Genomic DNA, 19,771 nt, shown 5'->3' on the forward strand with positions numbered 1-19,771 from the left:
GTTATAGTTTATGAGGTGTAAATGGATAGTCTTCTTGTGCGTAAACTACATCATATAATTGTTGTAATTCAGGATATGGAGATTCTTCAGCGAATTTCACACATTCTTCAACCAAATCTTTAACTTTTTGATCAATTGCTTCAATTTCTTCTTCTGTAGCATATTTTTGATCCTTAATTACATCTAAAACCTGAGTAATTGGGTCAATTTTTTTGTACTCTTCAACCTCTTCTTTAGAACGGTATAATTGCGCATCAGACATTGAGTGTCCTCTATAACGGTACGTTTTCATTTCAAGGAAAGTTGGTCCGTCTCCGCGACGTGCTCTGTCGATTGCTTCAGTCATAGCTTCGGCAACTTTTACAGGATTCATTCCGTCAACAGGTCCACAAGGCATTTCATAACCTAAACCAAGTTTCCAGATGTCAGTGTGATTTGCAGTTCTTTCAACAGAAGTTCCCATTGCATAACCGTTGTTTTCAACGATAAATACAACTGGTAATTTCCATAGCATAGCCATGTTGAAAGCTTCGTGTAATGAACCTTGTCTTGCAGCACCATCACCAAAGTAAGTCATAGTCACTCCGCCAGTTTCAAAATATTTATCAGCAAAAGCTAAACCAGCTCCTACCGGGATTTGTCCACCTACGATACCGTGTCCACCATAAAAACGGTGTTCTTTAGAGAAAATGTGCATAGAACCTCCCATACCTTTAGAAGTTCCTGTTGCTTTTCCTAATAGTTCAGCCATTACTCGTCTGGGATCAACTCCCATACCAATTGGTTGTACGTGGTTTCTGTAAGCAGTAATCATTTTATCTTTAGTCAGGTCCATAGCGTGCAATGCACCCGCTAATACAGCTTCCTGTCCATTATATAAGTGTAGAAAACCTCTAACTTTTTGTTGAATGTATAATGCTGCAAGTTTGTCTTCAAACTTTCTCCAAAGTAGCATGTCTTCGTACCACTTTAAATATACTTCTTTTGTAACTTCTTTCATCTGAATTCTTTCTTTTGCTAAAGTTTGTTTGTGTTATCAATTGTTGCCTATAACGCAAAATAGTTTCCTCCCACAAATTTGCGCCCGAAAGGTCGGGATGCAAAAATAAGACATTCCTATTAAGAAGTAAAATTTAAACGTGACTTTTTGGCTTTTTTTTACAAGAACTTTTTATCAAACATAAAAGGAAGCAAATTTTTCAGGGATGCTGATTTGTAAACTTCGCCTATTTCACCCATAAAAAAGATTTCAATAGGGGTTTCCTGTTTGATTTCATATTCGGCAATAGATTGACGGCAAGAACCACAGGGCGGAATTGGTGCTGTGGTTTGATTTGTATCTGAAGCTGCTGTAATAGCCATTTTTAAAATTTTGGCTTCGGGATAAATACTTCCGGCGTGAAAAATAGCAACACGTTCTGCGCATAATCCTGACGGATAAGCGGCGTTTTCCTGATTTGATCCTAAAACAATTTTTCCGTTATCTAATAGTAATGCTGCACCAACTCTAAATTGAGAATAGGGTGCGTATGCGTTTTTGCGAACTTCTACCGCCTGATTCATTAAGTCCTGAATGTCTTGCGAAAGTTCTTGTAGTGTATCGTAAGTTGTAAATGTTGATGTAATGCTTATTTCTTTCATTCTTTTTATGGGAAAAAAAATCCAAATCCCTATATAAATAGAAATTTGGATTGTATTGTTTTGTTATTTGATTTTGTCTAGTAAACTTCGTATTTGTCGCCAAAGTTAAAGGTTAAAGAAAAACGAAGCGTATTTTCTAACGGATTTTTAACTTTTGATGTCGAAAATAAATAGGAAACATCCACTTTTACGATGTTATATTTGAATCCTGCTCCTAAAGAGAAAAATTGTCTGGCTCCTTTTTCAGGGCTTTCGTGAAAATATCCTGCTCTTAAAGCAAAAGCATCCTGATACATATATTCAGCAGCTGCACTATAAGTAATTTCTTTTAATTCTTCGCTGAAACCGCCCGGTGCATCTCCAAAAGATTTGAAAATCCCCGATACCCAGCCAATTTCGTTATAGTTTTTGTAGTTTGTAGCATTTGCCTGTTCTTGCGAAATATCTCCTACATCAGTATAATCACCGTCTCCATTCGCGTCAACCGGAGTTCCTGGTCCCGGAGGAGTTGGTACTAAAAGTTTAGTAAATTCAACACTAAGTGCTACTTTATTATAGTCATCTAATATGAAATCAAAACCCCCACCTAATCTAAGATTTGCCGGTAAAAAGTTTGAACTTAAATCATCATTATCATAGCTTATCTTCTGACCAAGGTTTTGCATGTTGAAACCACCTCTCCATCTTCCGTTAAAGTCTGAGTAAGCAATTTCTTCAGATTGATAAAAACCTGCAATGTCTACTGCAAAAGTACTCGCAGCTGAAGCATCAACATCTTCTGAAGCAATTTTTAAATTTGAACGAATATATCTTGCGGCAACTGCCATTGAGAATTTCTCGCTCAGCTTCAAAGAATACGATCCGTCAAAAGCAAATTCATTTGGGGATACAATTCTTGCTGCTTCATTAGGGTCTCCTGTTGTGCGCAATTCGATATCTCCAAATCCAAAATAACGAAAAGTTCCTGCAAAGGCACTTCGGTCATTAATTTTGTTGTAATAGGTAACCTGACCAAGAGAAATATCATTGGCTAAGTCTGTTAAATAAGGAGTGTAGCTGATTGAAAAACCTTGCTTATCGACTGAGAAAGCATATTTTGCGGGATTCCATTGTTGTGAGAATGCATCGGCTGATGTTGCGACACCCTGATCAGCTAAACCTGCTGCTCTGGCATCTGCTGCAACTAATAGAAATGGGACTCCTGTCGTAATTGGACGACTTTCCTGAGCCTGTACTTTAAAAAGAATAAAAGAACAAATTAAAAGTAGTGATATTTTTTTCATTTAAGGGACTTAATAGTTTTGGTGATACAAATATATATATTATTATAATATGACAAGCTTTTCATATTTTTCTGCCTTTTTATTTGTCAAATTAGATCTGACCGTAAGTTTATAAATATAAACTCCTTTTCCTATTCTGTCCCCAAAATCATCTTTTCCGTCCCAGGTTATTTCTCTTGATAGAAAACCTTCGGTTGTAACGACCTGATTTTTTGTCCAGACCACTTTTCCTGTAATGGTCATTACCTGAACCTGAACATCTAATGGTTCGTACGGTCTGTTGTGTGAAAACCAAAATTGTGTATAAGTCGAGAAAGGATTTGGGTAATTAAGAACGTGGGTTAATGTCAACGATTCATCTCCAACTACTATAAATTGTATTTCACTAGTGACAGGATTGTTATAAACATCCCAGGCAGTAAAACTTATTGTATGCATTCCCGGTGCTAAACTTCTTAATGGGAAACGTAAATTTCCGTTAGTGTAATCGTCTAATTTTGTTTGATAATAATCATTTAAAATATAAGGATTGCTAACGTCTCCGTCAAGTATAGCTACAATGTCATGCCCGATTCCACTTGCTGTATTGATTCCGTTTTCATCTTCAAGAAACGCTAATAAAAATGGCGATTCGTTTGTGATTCCACCATATACAAAAGTTTCATCGTTCATATATAACTTAACTTTCGGACTTATATTGTCCTGAGGTGCATTTTCATTTATTCCGCCTATTTTAATGTTGGTATTGTAACCGGATTGATTTTCAAAAAGCTGATTTTTTTTCGAATAAAAACTAATTCGGCCATAATCAACAGGAACACGAATGTCTCTGGGAACCACAAAACTAAATTCAAATTGACCATTAGTTACTGAAGCATTTCCTCTAAAAATGGTTTCTCCCAGAATTTTGAATGACATTGCAGGACTATATCCATCATTATTTAAGGTGGTAGCAGTGATGAATTTATCGAAAATTGCTGTCGCTAATTCTCCGTTATAATTACTTAAAAGAGTATTGTTTTCATCGGTAATTTCACCTGTTATTTTAATTTTTGCTAAAGATTTAAAATCCGGAATAGCTTGAGAAACTGCAACGTCATTTACTTTAGTTAAATTAATTCGAGGTTTAGGGATTGCCAACATTAATGCAGGATCTCCTAAATAAAAAATAACATTACTTGCAGAACTGGGATTTTCGTTTTTAGAAATCCGAAGCGCTTCGGCAATAGTTGAATATTGGTTTGAACCAAATGAGAGCAGGTTTTTGCTGAGGCTGTCGTTAAAATCCTCCGCATTAAATTGTCCTATGGCGCGAATTGTTGTCAACATTGAAATCGCACCGCCTTTTGGGTTCCAGAAAGTATATTCGCCTGCTGTGGGTCTTGTAGGGTCGTCAAAACGCGAAAATTCACAAGTAATAGTAATAAATAAAGGATATTTGTATTGATTGTTAAGATTTTGACCATCTGATTTTTCCCAGATTCTTTCACCTGCCAACCCATCTTCACCTCCATGTCCTAAATAATTGAATATTAAAGCACCTTTTTCAAAAGCATTAAATAAATCAGTTCTGGCTTTAGGATATCTTGATCCTCCGGCAGAAGCTTCCTGAGTATAGGAATCCATTATGATTTTTTCGATATTGAAAAAAGGTTTTTGAGCCGATATATTATCCGCCAGATTGTTTTGGTAAGTTTGTAAAGTCGCATCTGATGCTTTATCAGAATCATCGCTGACCATCACGATATTATTTCGCCAGTTTCCATATGATTTAGTATCATGATATTCTAACACCTTATTGACCATCTCGGCAGCCTGCGCATTATCAGAAACTAACATTCTGCCCACCGCAATATCAATTCCTCCATAAGGGAAAACCACAACTCCTTCGTTTGAATCCATTAATCCGTAAAAATCATCAGAGGCAAATGAGGCTTCTCCGGTTGTATTACTAATTACAGATTGATATATAGGTACAATATTATTGTTATTCGTTATTCGGTTTTTGTAATCAAATGAAGCATCTCCAAATAAATTCAGATATTTTATCCTTTTATCAGATGAAGAGGCGTTGTCATAAATGTATTTAATGCAGTTTCGAATAGCTGCGATATCTTGTTTTCCGGAAGAGAATTCCTGATAGATATTTTCTAATGAAATAACTTTTACATTAAGATTAGAATATGTTCTGTGAAAATTCGCCAGTTTTTCGGCCTGAGCAACTAAAATTTTAGGCGTTACAATTACGTAGTCAATATCCTGAAAGCTGTTTTGGCTATTTTTAAATAGAGTTCCTTTTAAGTTTTGATTCGCAATTTTTGATTGGCTTTCCTTTAAAGGAGTAAAATAATCGTTTGCATCGATTGCAATATATTTTCTAATTTCTCCTAACGAAGCTTTAAAGTTAAAAGTGCTTTTATTTGTATTTTCTGTTTTTGATACATTATATAAGTCTGTAATATCCCAGACTTGAGATATTCCTGCGGCGTTACCAATAGTATAGTTTACTATTCCGGTTGTTGAACCGGCTAAATCGTATTGAAATTTAAATTGTTTACCCGTGCCTAAAAGTTTTCTTTTGGCAATTAAATTGATATAATCCAGATATCCTTTTGATCCCGGAACGCCATTGTTATTATAGGTAAGTTTTATTTTTATGTTTTCGGCACCAGTAAACGAGCTGTTTGGTGTTAGTTTTCTATCATAGAATTTTTCGTCAGAATTTGCTGCTAATGTTTGAAAATTAATGCTACCAATGTTTTGTCCGTTTGCAGAAACTGCGAATGAAGTAGGTGTGAAGGCGGCAGAAGCGGCGTTGACTTCTATTTTTACAGGAATTGATGCATCAATGTTTGGGAAATTAAATTCAAATTCCTGCTCCTGAGTTATGTCGAATGATTCTCCGTACCATTGGCGTCCTAAATGAGCAATATTAGTCTTGTCAACTTCATGAAATTGATAGTCGTCAAAAGTGCTTAACTCCAAGGTGCTGTTTCCGGAAGGCTGATTGATATTTGAAATCCGTTTTCCTTCATTGCCCACAACCGTTACATAATAATATGATTTAGTGTCATATAAATTAAGATTGGTCTGACTTTCGGTACTCCAGTTTTCAACTCCCTCACCATAAAAAAGGATATAATCTTCATTATTAAATATTCCGTCACTTTCTCCAATAATCTGAATGGCGTTTTCCGTTAAATCTTCAGGATAATAAGTATTGTTGGCTAAAGGGAGCATTTTTCCTCCGTTGCCATAAATCTTGATTCTTCTTGGATCTGTTTTTGAAGGATCAAATCCTAAACTTTGCAAAAAAGACTTAGAGATTTTATATACACCGGATTTCTCGACGTAAAAACGATACCAGTCTCCTGAGGCTAAAATAGAATTGGAAACTAAGTTAGATTTTTGAAAAGAAGATGAACTATTGTTTTGTGAGGTTGAAATTGTTGTAGAATATGAAAATGATCTTATTTTTTTAAAGCTGTTTCCTTCCTTTATTATGGGTGATAAATACAGAAAAAATTGTCTTTTATCTCTCGCCAAAGACGTTTTTAACGTTTCATTTGGTTTTTCAGGGATGTTTTCAAGCGATAAGTCTCCTAGTTCGCTAATTGAAACAGCTTCGTAAATCACGTTCGTAATTTGAATAGAATTATTGTTCGAAAAGCCAGATTCGTTAAGGTTAAGGAGCAATGTTATGCTTTTTTTAGTAGTATCGTACCTAAAACTGCTTCCTGAAAAATAAGGGATTTTTATTTTTGAGGTTCCGAAACTCATCTCCTTTTTATTTTGCCAATCTATTGTGAAGTCCCTGTTTACCTGCGAAAACGAGATAAATGGAAGTAAAAAAAGATATAAGATTATGACTTGTTTCATCAGTTGAAAAAACGGTTTTAAATTAAAATTATTTTAGTAAGTAAAAATATAGTATTTCATGTTATAGTAAATAATAAAAAGTATATTTTTGCGTTCGTAACTATAGGTTATTTTCTGGTAAAAAACAGCTAAATAAAATTATTAGAACAGATGTTGCTAATTAAATGTTAATTATTATATTGCAGCACCTAAATTTATCACCTAAGAATGAGTATGAAAGTAAACAAAATTGTAGTCTTGCAATTAATGATGTCAATGGTATTGATGTTAGGCACGGCTAGTTGTAGCAAAAAATCGAGTTCCAGTCACGCTTCTAAAGCTACTGGTTGGGATGTAGATAGTCAAAATGGAACTGCTGCTAGAAATGCAGGAAAAAAACAACAGGCTGGTCCTGGTTTAGTTTTTGTTGAAGGAGGTACATTTACTATGGGTAAAGTACAAGATGATGTTATGCACGATTGGAATAACACACCTACTCAACAGCATGTTCAATCATTCTATATGGATGAAACCGAAGTTACAAATGGTATGTACTTAGAATACCTGGAGTGGTTGAAAAAGGTTTTTCCTCCAACAGAAGAAAATTACAAAAACATATACGAAGGAGCATCTCCGGATACCTTAGTGTGGAGAAATCGTTTAGGTTACAACGAAACGATGACGAATAACTATTTAAGACACCCATCTTATGCTAACTATCCAGTTGTTGGTGTTAACTGGATTCAGGCAGTTGAATTTAGTAAATGGAGAACTGACCGTGTTAACGAAGCAGTTTTAGAGAAAAACGGATATCTTCAAAAAGGCGCTAAAACTACAGATGTTACTGCAGATAATGCATTTAATACTGAAGGTTACTTAATGTCTCCTACTACTTCACGTGGTGGTAATGAAGAAATTGTATTGAAGAAAAACCCTAATGGTAAAAGACCAAAAGCAGGTAAAGACGGTGTAGTTCCAGAAGAAAAAAATGTTTACGCACAACGTTCTTCAGGAGTTATCTTGCCAGAATACAGACTTCCTACTGAAGCAGAATGGGAATATGCTGCCGCAGCTGATGTTGGACAAAGAGAATACAATATATATAAAGGACAAAAGAAATATCCTTGGTCCGGAGATTATACACGTTCAAATAAACGTAAAAATAAAGGAGATCAATTGGCTAACTTTAAACAAGGAAACGGTGATTACGGTGGAATTGCAGGTTGGTCTGATGATGGTGCAGATATTACAAATGCTGTAAAAAGCTATGCTGCCAATGATTTTGGATTATATGATATGGCTGGAAACGTAGCCGAATGGGTTGCCGATGTTTACAGACCTATTATTGATAATGAAGCAAATGATTTCAACTACTTTAGAGGAAATCAATATGCTAAAAACAAAATTGGTAAAGATGGTAAAGTTGAAATTGTAACTAAAGACAATATTCAATATAAAACTTTAAGTAACGGTAAAAAAGTTGCTACAAGCTTACCAGGTGAAATTGCTCAGGTTCCAGTAGACGAAAATGAAACTTATCTGAGACAAAATTTCAGTACAAGTGACAATATCAACTTTAGAGATGGTGATAAACAATCCTCTAAATATTTTGACTTTGGAGATCCGGAAGGAGAATCAAAAACTGATCAGTCAATGTACAACTCTCCTAAACACAATGTAACAACAGACAGTTTAGGTCAGATGGTTAGAAAATATGACAACTCTAGTAAACGCACAACGTTTATCGATGATAACGTAAGAGTTTACAAAGGTGGTTCTTGGAGAGATAGAGCATATTGGTTAGATCCGGCTCAAAGAAGATATTTTCCTCAAGATATGGCAACAGATTATATAGGATTTAGATGTGCAATGTCTAGAGTAGGTGCTAAAGCTGAAAAAAGAAAATCACCAAGAAACTAAGTTTTAATAAAATCAACAAAAAAATTCCAAATTCCATACTGAATATTCAGCTTTTGGAATTTGGAATTTTTTTTGTTGTATTTTTAATTTTAAATAAATTTATAAATGAATATTCAGGACATTCATAACTTGTTTTTGCAATGTAAATCAGTTTCGATAGATACACGAAAAATCGAAAAGGATTCAATGTTTTTTGCCATTAAAGGTGAAAATTTCGATGCTAATACATTTGCGGTTAAAGCACTTGAATTAGGTGCTTTGTTTGTTATCATTGATAATGCCTCTTTTGCTATTGACAAAAGAACAATTCTTGTTGAAAATAGTTTAGAGACATTGCAGGAATTAGCAAGATTTCACCGCGCATATTTAAAATTGCCAATTATTGCACTTACTGGAAGCAATGGTAAAACAACAACTAAAGAACTTATTAATGTTGTTATCTCTAAAAAATACAAAACTAAAGCTACAGTTGGAAATTTAAACAACCATATTGGGGTTCCGTTAACCTTGTTATCTTTTACAAAAGAAACGGAGATAGGAATTGTGGAAATGGGAGCAAATCATAAAAAAGAAATCGAATTTTTATGTGAAATTGCGCAACCTGATTATGGATATATTACCAATTTTGGGAAAGCACATTTAGAAGGTTTTGGTGGAGTAGAAGGTGTTATCCAGGGTAAAAGCGAGATGTACCAATATCTTGCTAAAAATGATAAAGTAGCTTTTGTAAATCTTGAAGATTCGATACAAATAGAAAAATCTAAAGGAATTAAGTCGTTTACTTTTGGCGTAAATAATAATACGGCAGATATCAATATTAAAGACATAAAAGCAAATCCTTTTGTTGCCATACAATATGATAATTTTAGTGTGGAATCAAATTTAATTGGTCTTTACAACGCAAATAATATAAATGTTGCCGTTGCAATTGGACATTATTTTAAAGTGACTGATGAGGATATAAAACAAGCAATTGAAAATTATATACCGGAAAATAACAGATCGCAATTATTGAGAATTGATTCTAATCAAATTATTCTGGATGCTTACAATGCAAATCCAAGTAGTATGGCAGTTGCGATTACTAATTTCCTCCAATTAGAAAATCTAAATAAAGTGATGATTTTAGGAGATATGTTTGAACTTGGAGATGAAAGTCATCAGGAACATAAGCTAATTATTGAATCGCTATTAGATCAGGAAAAATCAGTATGTTACCTGATTGGAAAGTATTTTTATGAAAATAAGGTTAACAAAGACAATCTTAAGTTTTTCGAGACATTTGATGACTTTGTAACATTTATTAAAACAATCAGCTTTAAAGAAAATACAATCCTAATAAAAGGTTCCAGAGGAATGGCATTAGAACGAACATTAGAATATATCAAATAGTAAAAAATCCATCCGCCGCGGCGGATGGATTTTTTGTTTTATTTAGATACTCATTAAAAAACCAATTAGGTTTTCTTTTTTATTTAAACCGAGTTTTTTTCGTAATCTGTAACGAGCTAGTTCCACTCCACCGGTTGAAATGTTCATGATTTCGGCTATTTCTTTGGTAGACATGTTCATTAATAAATAAGTCGATAAATCGAGTTCCCGGGGAGAAATTGTTGGGTATTTTTCTTTTAATCTTTTCAGGAATTCAAAATGCACATTCTTAATGTGTTTTTCAAGATCTTTCCAGCTTTTATCGGTATTAACTTCTTTTACAATGCTTTTGTGCAGTTTGTTAAACTCAAATTTAGTAGAATCATCTAAGATATTGGTGTCAATATCTTTCAATTTATGAATGATTCCGTTTAAAACTTTATTTTTCTTAACAACCTGTAACGAGTTATTTACTAATTCTTTATCTTTTGCTAAGATTTTTATCTGAAGTTTATCACTTTTTAATTTTTCAATTTCTTTTTCAAGTTCGTGTTGTTCATGTCTGATTTTTGATTCTTTTTCAAGATATAATCTTCGTTGTTCAATCGTTTCATAATATCTGTTTTTTCTAATTTTTAGTTTAATTCTGTTAGAAATGATATATACTGCGGTAATGAGAAAAATAAAATAAATTAAGTAAGCTAAAAAATGTCGGTACCACGGCGGGGAAACTGTAAATGTAATTTCAGAAATGTCAGATTCAATTCCGTAACTGTTTTTAGCCTTAAGTTTCATCACATAAGTTCCTTCTCGCAGGTTTGTGTATTCTTTTATCGAAAGTGCCGACCAGCTGCGCCAGTTTTCTTCAAACGGTTCCAGTTTATAGGAGTACGTTACGTTTTCCTGATTCTCGTAAGTAGGAGAAGAAAACGTAAATTTTACGTGATTTGAACTATAAGGAACAGTAAATGTCTGTTGATTATTAGCGATATTACCCGTTAATATGGTGTCACCCGGAAAAGAAAAACTTTCTACAAAAACTTTTGGTTTCGTTATAAAAGTATGAGATATTTTCGAATCATAATGCGTCAATCCATCCGTTAATCCTATAAAAACGTTTTGAGGATCTATCGTGTTTACAGAGATATAATTGTTTACCAGATTACCGGATAAATTAGAAAACGGAGCTTGTTTCTTCGTGAAAGTCCCATTTAGATTCTTTGTTAAAACACCTAAAGATTCATTATAAGCATACCAAAGACTTCCTTCTGAATCTTCGATTAAAGTATTAATTACCGGAATACCTTTAAATAAATCTGTTATTTTTTTGTCTTCAAAAAAAGTTCCCTGTTCTTTCGAAAATCTATAAAAATGATTTTTTGTTTGAAAATAAACCTTCCCGTTTATATTTTGTAAACTTCCAATTCCGGAATATTTTAAAGAAATGTCTTTGTGTTTTTTTATATAAAGAAACTTCCTTAAATCTTCGGATAATGTCATTTGATATAAAAAAGGATCTTTTTTAAGCCATAAATAATTTTCATCTAATTCAATTGAGAAAGTATTCGTTGTTTCATCAAATCCATCTACCTGATGCGAATATTCAAAACCGGAAACTGTTTTTTTAAATATCGAAAAGCCATTATAACTTTCTCCTATAATGTAATTTTCATGATTTGGGATTTTCTTAAAACCAAAATATCCTTTTGTGTCCAGTTTTTTAGAAACTTTATTTTGGTCAATTACTAATGCTCCACTATTACTGGCACAAATAAGCACGCCATTTAAAACCTGAATATTCCAGGCTTGCGAAATTGTTCCTTCAACTCTTGTAAAAGGACTATCGGTGAAAGGTTTGCTCCAGGAATGATAAAATAACCCCTGATTTGTAGCTACATATAAATTCCCGTTATAAACTGTCGAAGCATAAACGGTACCTATATTATAACTATAATCAAAATACGAGAATGGTGAATTTTCATTGATAAACGTGATTCCATTATCAAGCCCTAGCCAGATGTTGTTTTTATTATCAATAAACGACGTTAATATAGTATTGTTCTGAAGTCCTTTTTGACGATTTAAATGCTGAATTATTTTTCCGTTCAAATCGCAAATGATAACTCCGTCTAAAACAGAATTCAAAACAATGAAACGCCCTTTTATTATAGAACCTCCCAGTGATGTGTTTTTCCTGATAAAGGCATTCGCCTCGGTTTCCCAAGGTTGAACTGTTTTTCCGTCAGATATAAACAAACCCTTTTCTAAGGTCGCTAATAGCATTTTATTGTTAGGAAGAGGGAATACGGACCAAATCTCTTTATCGTTGAAAACAGTTGTTCCTTTTATTTGATTTAGCTTTTGGTTTTTATATTCAAGAATTCCCAAAGATTTATCCTGAAAGTAAAGATGATTATTTACTAAAAAAGAAAACTGAAATTTTGTTGGAGCATTTATAAATCGAAGTTTATTGTTTTTTAAGAAAAAAACCTTTGTAAACGATTGAAATATTACTTCTCCTTTAAATATATGTATCCTCCAAATCAGGTTTATATTGAGCTTGTCTTTTTTGTCTACTAAATCAGAAAGGGAATGGTATTTCAAATTTCCTTTTTCATCATTTTGAAAATATCCAAACTCATTATTTCCTCCAACAAAAATTTTTCCGGAAGAATCAATCTTTAAACTTCTAATTTCAGTTTGTGTAGGAAGAGAAAATTTATGCCAGCTTGAACCATCAAATTGTATCAAGCCATTGTTATTGGCAAAGTACATATTTCCGTTTTTATCCTGATCAATGCTCCAGTTTTGAGTTCCTCCTCTATAGTCTGCCCTTTTATAATTTTTAATTCCGGGCAATCCTATATTCTTTACCTGTGATGAAATAGTATTATGTAGGAAAATAAATATAATTGATATTAAAAATGTATTTATGAATTTCATAAAATTTATAATGTATTTTTATTAGAAATGTTTTATAAACGCTTTTATTTTTTAATTATTTATTTACAATTTAGTCGATTACTTCAATTTTTTTGAATATATCATTGAATTGTTATTATTTTATAAATGTAGTGTTTATTTTTATACTTAACATTTCTCTAACAATATATTATTTAGTATAAAATATTGTATATTAATATTTTAAAAATAATTTGATGTGTTTTTGTAGAGTATTAAAATATGCTTTGATGTGTTTTTGTAATGAAAATTTATTGTAAATAGTAAAAATTTAACTTTATTATTGCATCAAATTACTAATTAATTAACCAAAATTTTTAGAAAAATGAAATTAACAAAATTACTTATTTTTTGTATTTCGTCTCTACTGTTTTCAGTTATCGCGATGGCACAGGATGTTACGGTGAACGGAACAATTAATGATGAAAGTGGATTACCCGTCCCTGGGGCAACAATTTTAATTAAGGGCACAAGTAAAGCGACAGCTTCTGACTTTGATGGTAAGTTTCAAATAACAGTTCCAACCAACGGAACTTTATCAGTAAGCTTTGTAGGATACGTAACTGTACAGGAAGCAGTAAACGGAAGAACAAAACTTGACATTAAATTACGTGCTGAATCTCAATCATTAAATGAGGTAGTCGTTGTAGGATATGGTACTCAAAAGAAAAGTGTTGTAACAGGAGCTATATCAAGTGTTAAAGCAAAAGATTTAGAGAGCTTACCTATTACAAGAGTAGAACAAGCTTTACAAGGTAGAGTTTCAGGAGTTTCTATTGCTGCAAATGCGGGTCAGCCAGGATCAGCTTCAACAATACGTATTCGTGGTTTTACTACTTTAAATAATAATGATCCATTATGGGTTGTTGATGGAGTTGTAGTAGACAATGGAGGAATTGGCTATTTGAATCAATCAGATATTGAATCTATTGAGGTACTTAAAGATGGTGCTTCGGGAGCAATTTACGGTTCTCGTGCTGCTGCAGGGGTTATCTTGGTAACCACTAAAAAAGGTAAAGCAGGTAAAATTTCTGTAAACTATACAGGATATGCTGGAACATCTCAGGCTTCAAAAAAATTAGATTTACTGAATGCTTCCCAATATGTTACCATAATGAACGAAGCTTATACGAATGGAGGAAATGCAGGTGAAAAATTCCCAACTACAAATGCTAACGGTCCTATCAACTACGGTAAAGGAACCAACTGGCAAGATGCGATTTTTAATAATCACGCTCAGCGTGTTGCTCACGAACTAAGTTTTAGTGGTGGTAATGATGTTTCTACATTTTATATGTCTTTTGGAATAACAGATCAGGAAGGTATTATTACTACTGATATTTCTAATTATACAAGAAAAAATATCCGATTAAACTCGAATCATAAAATTGGTAAATACATTAAAATTGGTCAGACTTTAGGATATTCTAATGAAAAAACTGTTGGTATTGGTAACACAAATGATGAATTTGGCGGACCATTAGCTTCAGCAATCAACTTAGATCCATTGACTCCAATTATTGAAACTGATCCTTCAAAAACAGGAGCAGGTTCAATATATGCAAATCCAAATACGCTTAAAGATCCAAACGGAAATTATTATGGTATCTCAACTAATGTAACGCAGGAAAACACAAATCCATTAGCTTACACTCAGACAAGATTAGGAAACAATGATTTTTCAGAAAATTTTGTTGGTAATATTTTTATCGAAGCTGAAATTTTACCTGGTTTAAAACTTAGATCTACTGCGGGTGCAAAACTTGCTTATTATGGTTCTGATAACTTTACTCCTGTATACTTCTTGAACGGAGCTACAAAGAGAGAAAAAAATGAATTGTTCAGATCTTATAAAAAATCATTTAGCTGGAACTGGGAAAATACTTTGAATTATACTAAAAAATTCGGTGATCATAATTTCAGTATTTTATTAGGTAAAGGTACTTATGTAGATAATATTACATCAGGTAATGATGCTACTTATCAAGGTATTCCTGCAACAACTCATGCTGAAGCATCATTTAACGTAGATATCCCTCTTGCAGATAAATTTGTTAATGCTTACAATTCATTAGCAGTTGAACACAGAGTTGAATCTATCTTTACAAGATTAAATTACGATTACAAAGAAAAATACATTTTTACAGGTATTCTTCGTCGTGATGGTTCTACAAGATTTGGTCCTAATAATAAATACGGAACTTTTCCTTCTGTATCTCTTGGATGGGTTCCGTCTAAAGAAGGATTCTGGAAAGAAAATGACGTAGTAAACAACTTGAAAATTAGAGGAGGTTACGGTATAACAGGAAATGATTCCTCTCCGGATTTCTTATATCTTTCGACTATCGGAAACAAAAGAAACTATACAATAGGAGGAACGCCGGCAACAGGACAAAGCCCTAACGCTATTGCGAATCCTGATTTGAAATGGGAAGAAACAAAACAAGTAAACATTGGTTTTGAAAGTATGCTTTTCCATGATTTCAATTTTAGTATTGATTTATTCAACAAAAAAACATCAGGAATCTTAATGAAAGTGCCAATTCCGGGATTTGTTGGAGCAAGTGGTGACACTTATGCCAATTTAGCGGATATGGAAAATAAAGGTATCGATATTGAATTAGGTTACCGTAAAAAAATTGGAGCATTAAACCTTTCAGTAAACGGAAACTTCTCTTACATCAAAAATGAAATCACTTATATTGATAAAGGAGTGAATTTTATTGCAGGAGATGAAACAGTTCAATCGACTTCTTATGAAATCAACAGAACTCAGGTAGGTCAGGCTTATAACTCATTCTACGGATTTAAAACAGCTGGAGTTTTTCAAACTGTTGATGAAGTAAATGCTTATAAAAATGCAGCGGGCGGATTAATTCAGCCAAATGCTAAACCGGGAGATTTCCGTTGGCAAGATCTAAACGGTGATGGAAAAATAGATGGTAACGACAGAGATTTCTTAGGAACTTCATTACCTAAATTCACTTACGGTTTGACATTAAACTTAGACTATAAAGGATTTGACTTATTAGTTTTTGGACAAGGTGCAGGCGGAAATATGATTTATCAGGGTTTAAGAAGACTTGATATTACTAATGCAAATTATCAGACTGAAGTATTAGGTCGTTGGACAGGACCGGGATCAACTAATTCTTATCCTAGAGTTACTACTGATGATACAAACAAAAACTTTAGCAATCCATCGAATTTCAATTTAGAGAAAGGTGATTTCTTCAGATTCAAAACAATTCAGTTAGGATATTCATTTCCACAAGATTGGATAAGCAGTATTTCATTATCAAAAGTAAGACTTTATGTAACAGGTGAAAATTTATTCACAATTACAAAATATACTGGATTTGATCCTGAAATTGGAGGCCCTACAACAGCTGGATTGAACAATGTGCAAGGTGTTGACAGAGGTTTTTATCCTCAGGCAAAATCATACATGTTAGGAGTTAATTTGCAATTTTAATTAAAAAAATAAAATATTATGAAACTTATAAGTTTTAAACAATCATTTATCGCTTTAGGAGTGTTATTGACACTTGCATCGTGCGATACCGATGAAAAGTTAGAGGTAAAAGGAGATGGTGTAGTACTTGAAGATAATTTTTACAGAAACGAAACTGAAGCTTATTCTGGTTTAGTAGCTGCTTATGATAAATTAGGTAAATACGCCGGAGCAATGGAAAACGCGCCGTTATTATTCTTAAATTCTGCATCAGATGATTTCTTTGCAGGAGGTGGAGGAGCAGGAGATCAGCCAGGTCTTCAGGTAGCGTCGAATTATTCGGTAACGCCAACTAATATTCCGCCTGCAATCTGGGCAAATTATTATAAAGGTGTTTCAAGATGTAATATCATGATAGTAAAACTTCCTGGAATTCCTATGGATGAAACTAAAAAAGCAAGATTTATGGCAGAGGTAAAAGCTTTACGTGCTTATTACTACTTAGATCTTGTTAGAATGTTTAAAAATATTCCATTAATCTTAACTCCTCTGGGTAAAGATGAAATTCCTTCAGTTGTTCAGGCTAAACCTGAAGAAGTGTATGCTCAAATTGAAAAAGATTTAAATGAAGCAATTCCAAATCTTCCCATTACATTGCCTGTTACTGAATTAGGACGTTTGACAAAAGGAGCTGCAACAGCACTTTTAGGAAAGGCCTATTTATATGACAATAAAAAACCTCAAGCTGCGGCACAATTAGCTTTAGTTAACGGTCCTGCTGGAGGAACAAGTAGTTTTGGTTATAAATTGTTGGGTGATTTTGCTCAATTATGGGATAAGCAACACGAGTTTAATACAGAGTCAATTCTTGAAATTAGTTACTCAGATAAATCAAATGCTGATTGGGGTAATTTTGAAGTTAATGGAGATGATGAAGGTAACGTAGCGGCTCAATTAATGGGTATTAGAGATTATTCAAGAAAAACAAAAGGAGTTGATGCCGGTTTACCGGATTATATCAATGGCTGGGGATTCATGGTAGTTACTAAGGAGTTACACACTGCTTTGCAAGGAGATCCTCGTTACGCTTCTACTATTTTTGATGCAGGTGCTGCAAGAGGGGTTGATAATGACGATCCAAACGGACTTATAAAATATACTGACAGTTATAACGAAACAGGATATCACTTTATAAAATATGCTCCGGTTAACGATGATATTAAAGCTGCAAATCCTTTCCTGAACTTTGGAATCAATACTTATGTAATTCGTTTAGCGGATACTTATTTAATGGAAGCAGAAGCTTTAGGAGGAACAGGAGCAAGAGCTCAGGCACTTTTAGATGCTGTAAGAAACAGAGTTGGTTTGCCATCTGTAGCAGTTTCTTTACCGGCTATCTACGCTGAAAGAAGATTAGAACTTGCAGGAGAAGGACACCGTTGGTACGACTTAATTAGAACTGGTGAAGCAGCTGCTAAACTTGCTTTTAAAGGATTCGTTGCTAATAAAAACGAAGCTTTCCCAATTCCTTACAGTGAATTCAATAATACTAAAATCGTTCAAAATCCAGGTTATAATTAATCTGTAAAAATAAAATTAGCATTTGTTTATAAAGACTGAGATCAAAATCTTAGTCTTTTAAACAAATGAATATTAAAGTAAGTTTAAGTTAAGTTTGGTTGTCAAATAGCCCATGTTCAATATGATTATGGGCTATTTTTAAATCAATTATTTTGAGTGGAGTTGCAAAATAGTTTTAATTATTAAAACACATACAATGAAAAAAAACGGCTTTATTATTACTTGTTTATGTTTTTCTTTAGCTGTTGTTTCACAGCAAAAAAATCAAAAACAGCAACAGGCATTTACCACAAATAACAAAAAGATCACAGTTTATACCACTGCTGACAATACAAAATTAAGGTTAACCCCTACAGATAATCTATCTTTTACAGCATCAAAACAACCCGTTGAAACCGAAATATCGGTTTTTGTAGAGCCATCAAAAAAATTCCAGACCTTTATGGGAATCGGTGGCGCAGTTACAGATGCAAGTGCTGAAATTTTTGCTAAACTATCAAAAGAAAAACAAGCCGAATTTTTAAATGCTTACTACGATACTCAAAAAGGAATTGGCTATACATTACTAAGAACAACCATTCAAAGTTCAGATTTTAGCAGTGCAAGTTATTCGTATATACAAGAAGGTGATAAGAATTTAAAAACGTTCTCGATTGAACATGATAGACAATATCGTATTCCGTTAATAAAACAAGCGATAAAAACAGCCGGAGGGAAATTAGTTACTTATGCAACTCCGTGGTCGCCAAATGCTTTTATGAAAAGCAATAAAAGCGTTTTAAAAGGCGGAACACTATTACCGGAATTTTATCAGCCCTGGGCAAATTTCTATGCTAAATTTATTAAAGCGTATGAAAAAGAAGGAATTCCAATTTGGGGAACTTCTGTTCAAAATGAGCCAATGGCAACACAAACATGGGAATCTTGTTTGTATACTGCCGAAGACGAAAGAGATTTTCTGAAAAATTATCTTGGACCAACACTTAAAAAAGAAGGTTTAGAAAAAATAAAAATTATTGCCTGGGATCACAATCGTGATTTAATGGTACAAAGAGCGAATGTAATATTCTCAGATCCTGAAGCCTCAAAATATGTTTGGGGAATAGGATTTCACTGGTACGAAACCTGGACAGGAGCACAGCCAATGTTTGATAATGTTGCCAGAGTTCATGAAGCTTATCCGGACAAGAATCTTATGTTTACCGAAGGTTGCATAGAAAGATTTGACGCTGCTAAATATCAATTTTGGGCAAATGCCGAAAGATATGGAACATCAATGATCAACGATTTTAATAACGGAACCGTTGCCTGGACAGACTGGAACATACTTTTAGACCAATTTGGAGGTCCCAATCACGTTGGTAATTTTTGTTTTGCTCCAATACATGCCGATACTACAACTGGGGAATTAATTTATACTCCGTCGTATTATTATATCGGACATTTTTCAAAATTCATTCGTCCAAATGCAATTCGTGTAAGTACAGCAGTGAGCCGAAGTTATTTGCAAAGCACATCGTTTTTAAATACTGATGGTAAAATGTCAACAGTAGTCATGAACCATACTGATAACGAAATCACCTATAATTTAATAATTGCTACTCAAAAAACAGTAGTAAAAATACCGGCACACGCGATTCAAACCCTAGTGTATTGATTTATTTTTTTAGTAGTTAAGGGCTATTTATTTAGCCCTTATTTT

General features: G+C 33.5%; 10 protein-coding genes. 5 read left to right on the forward strand and 5 right to left on the reverse strand.

Going from position 1 to position 19,771, the window contains the following annotated elements; genetic code table 11:
* Position 1 precedes the first annotated feature (1 nt).
* The 4 genes from pdhA to porU all read right to left on the reverse strand — a co-directional run bounded on the left by pdhA (position 2) and on the right by porU (position 6,803).
* Entirely contained in the window at positions 2–1,000 is a 999-nt protein-coding gene (gene pdhA / locus KHA90_RS02900; RefSeq protein ID WP_213295102.1) for a pyruvate dehydrogenase (acetyl-transferring) E1 component subunit alpha, read from the reverse strand.
* Positions 1,001–1,158: 158 nt separating this feature from the next.
* A complete protein-coding gene (gene cdd, locus KHA90_RS02905) occupies positions 1,159–1,641 on the reverse strand; it encodes a cytidine deaminase (protein WP_213295105.1) in 483 nt (160 codons plus the stop codon).
* Between the two features lie 77 nt (positions 1,642–1,718).
* Complete coding sequence (gene porV / locus KHA90_RS02910) at positions 1,719–2,924, reverse strand: type IX secretion system outer membrane channel protein PorV (protein ID WP_213295116.1); 1,206 nt, start codon at positions 2,922–2,924, stop codon at positions 1,719–1,721.
* A 42-nt stretch (positions 2,925–2,966) separates the two neighbouring features.
* On the reverse strand, positions 2,967–6,803 hold the full coding sequence (porU, locus tag KHA90_RS02915; protein ID WP_213295119.1) for a type IX secretion system sortase PorU: 3,837 nt from the start codon (positions 6,801–6,803) through the stop codon (positions 2,967–2,969).
* Positions 6,804–7,016: 213 nt separating this feature from the next.
* Between porU and gldJ the strand changes: the two genes are divergently transcribed.
* A complete protein-coding gene (gene gldJ, locus KHA90_RS02920) occupies positions 7,017–8,702 on the forward strand; it encodes a gliding motility lipoprotein GldJ (protein WP_213295646.1) in 1,686 nt (561 codons plus the stop codon).
* Between the two features lie 105 nt (positions 8,703–8,807).
* A complete protein-coding gene (locus tag KHA90_RS02925; RefSeq protein WP_213295122.1) occupies positions 8,808–10,094 on the forward strand; it encodes a UDP-N-acetylmuramoyl-tripeptide--D-alanyl-D-alanine ligase in 1,287 nt (428 codons plus the stop codon).
* 42 nt (positions 10,095–10,136) lie between these two features.
* Here KHA90_RS02925 and KHA90_RS02930 read toward each other — a convergent pair whose 3' ends face one another.
* Positions 10,137–13,016, reverse strand: coding sequence for a helix-turn-helix and ligand-binding sensor domain-containing protein (locus KHA90_RS02930; RefSeq protein WP_213295125.1), 2,880 nt, complete (start codon positions 13,014–13,016; stop codon positions 10,137–10,139).
* Positions 13,017–13,359: 343 nt separating this feature from the next.
* On the opposite strand from KHA90_RS02930, the gene KHA90_RS02935 reads away from it, so the two are divergent.
* The 3 genes from KHA90_RS02935 to KHA90_RS02945 all read left to right on the forward strand — a co-directional run bounded on the left by KHA90_RS02935 (position 13,360) and on the right by KHA90_RS02945 (position 19,726).
* The gene (locus KHA90_RS02935; RefSeq protein ID WP_213295128.1) at positions 13,360–16,509 is read left to right on the forward strand and encodes a SusC/RagA family TonB-linked outer membrane protein; all 3,150 of its coding nucleotides are present in this window, start codon (positions 13,360–13,362) and stop codon (positions 16,507–16,509) included.
* An 18-nt stretch (positions 16,510–16,527) separates the two neighbouring features.
* Positions 16,528–18,069 carry a RagB/SusD family nutrient uptake outer membrane protein gene (locus KHA90_RS02940; RefSeq protein WP_213295130.1) on the forward strand — a complete coding sequence of 514 codons (1,542 nt, stop codon included), beginning with the start codon at positions 16,528–16,530 and terminating at the stop codon, positions 18,067–18,069.
* Positions 18,070–18,265: 196 nt separating this feature from the next.
* Complete coding sequence (locus tag KHA90_RS02945; protein ID WP_213295133.1) at positions 18,266–19,726, forward strand: glycoside hydrolase family 30 protein; 1,461 nt, start codon at positions 18,266–18,268, stop codon at positions 19,724–19,726.
* Positions 19,727–19,771: the final 45 nt, after the last annotated feature.

The organism is Flavobacterium psychroterrae (genome assembly GCF_018380615.1).
In the GTDB taxonomy this organism is placed as follows: Bacteria; Bacteroidota; Bacteroidia; order Flavobacteriales; family Flavobacteriaceae; genus Flavobacterium; species Flavobacterium psychroterrae.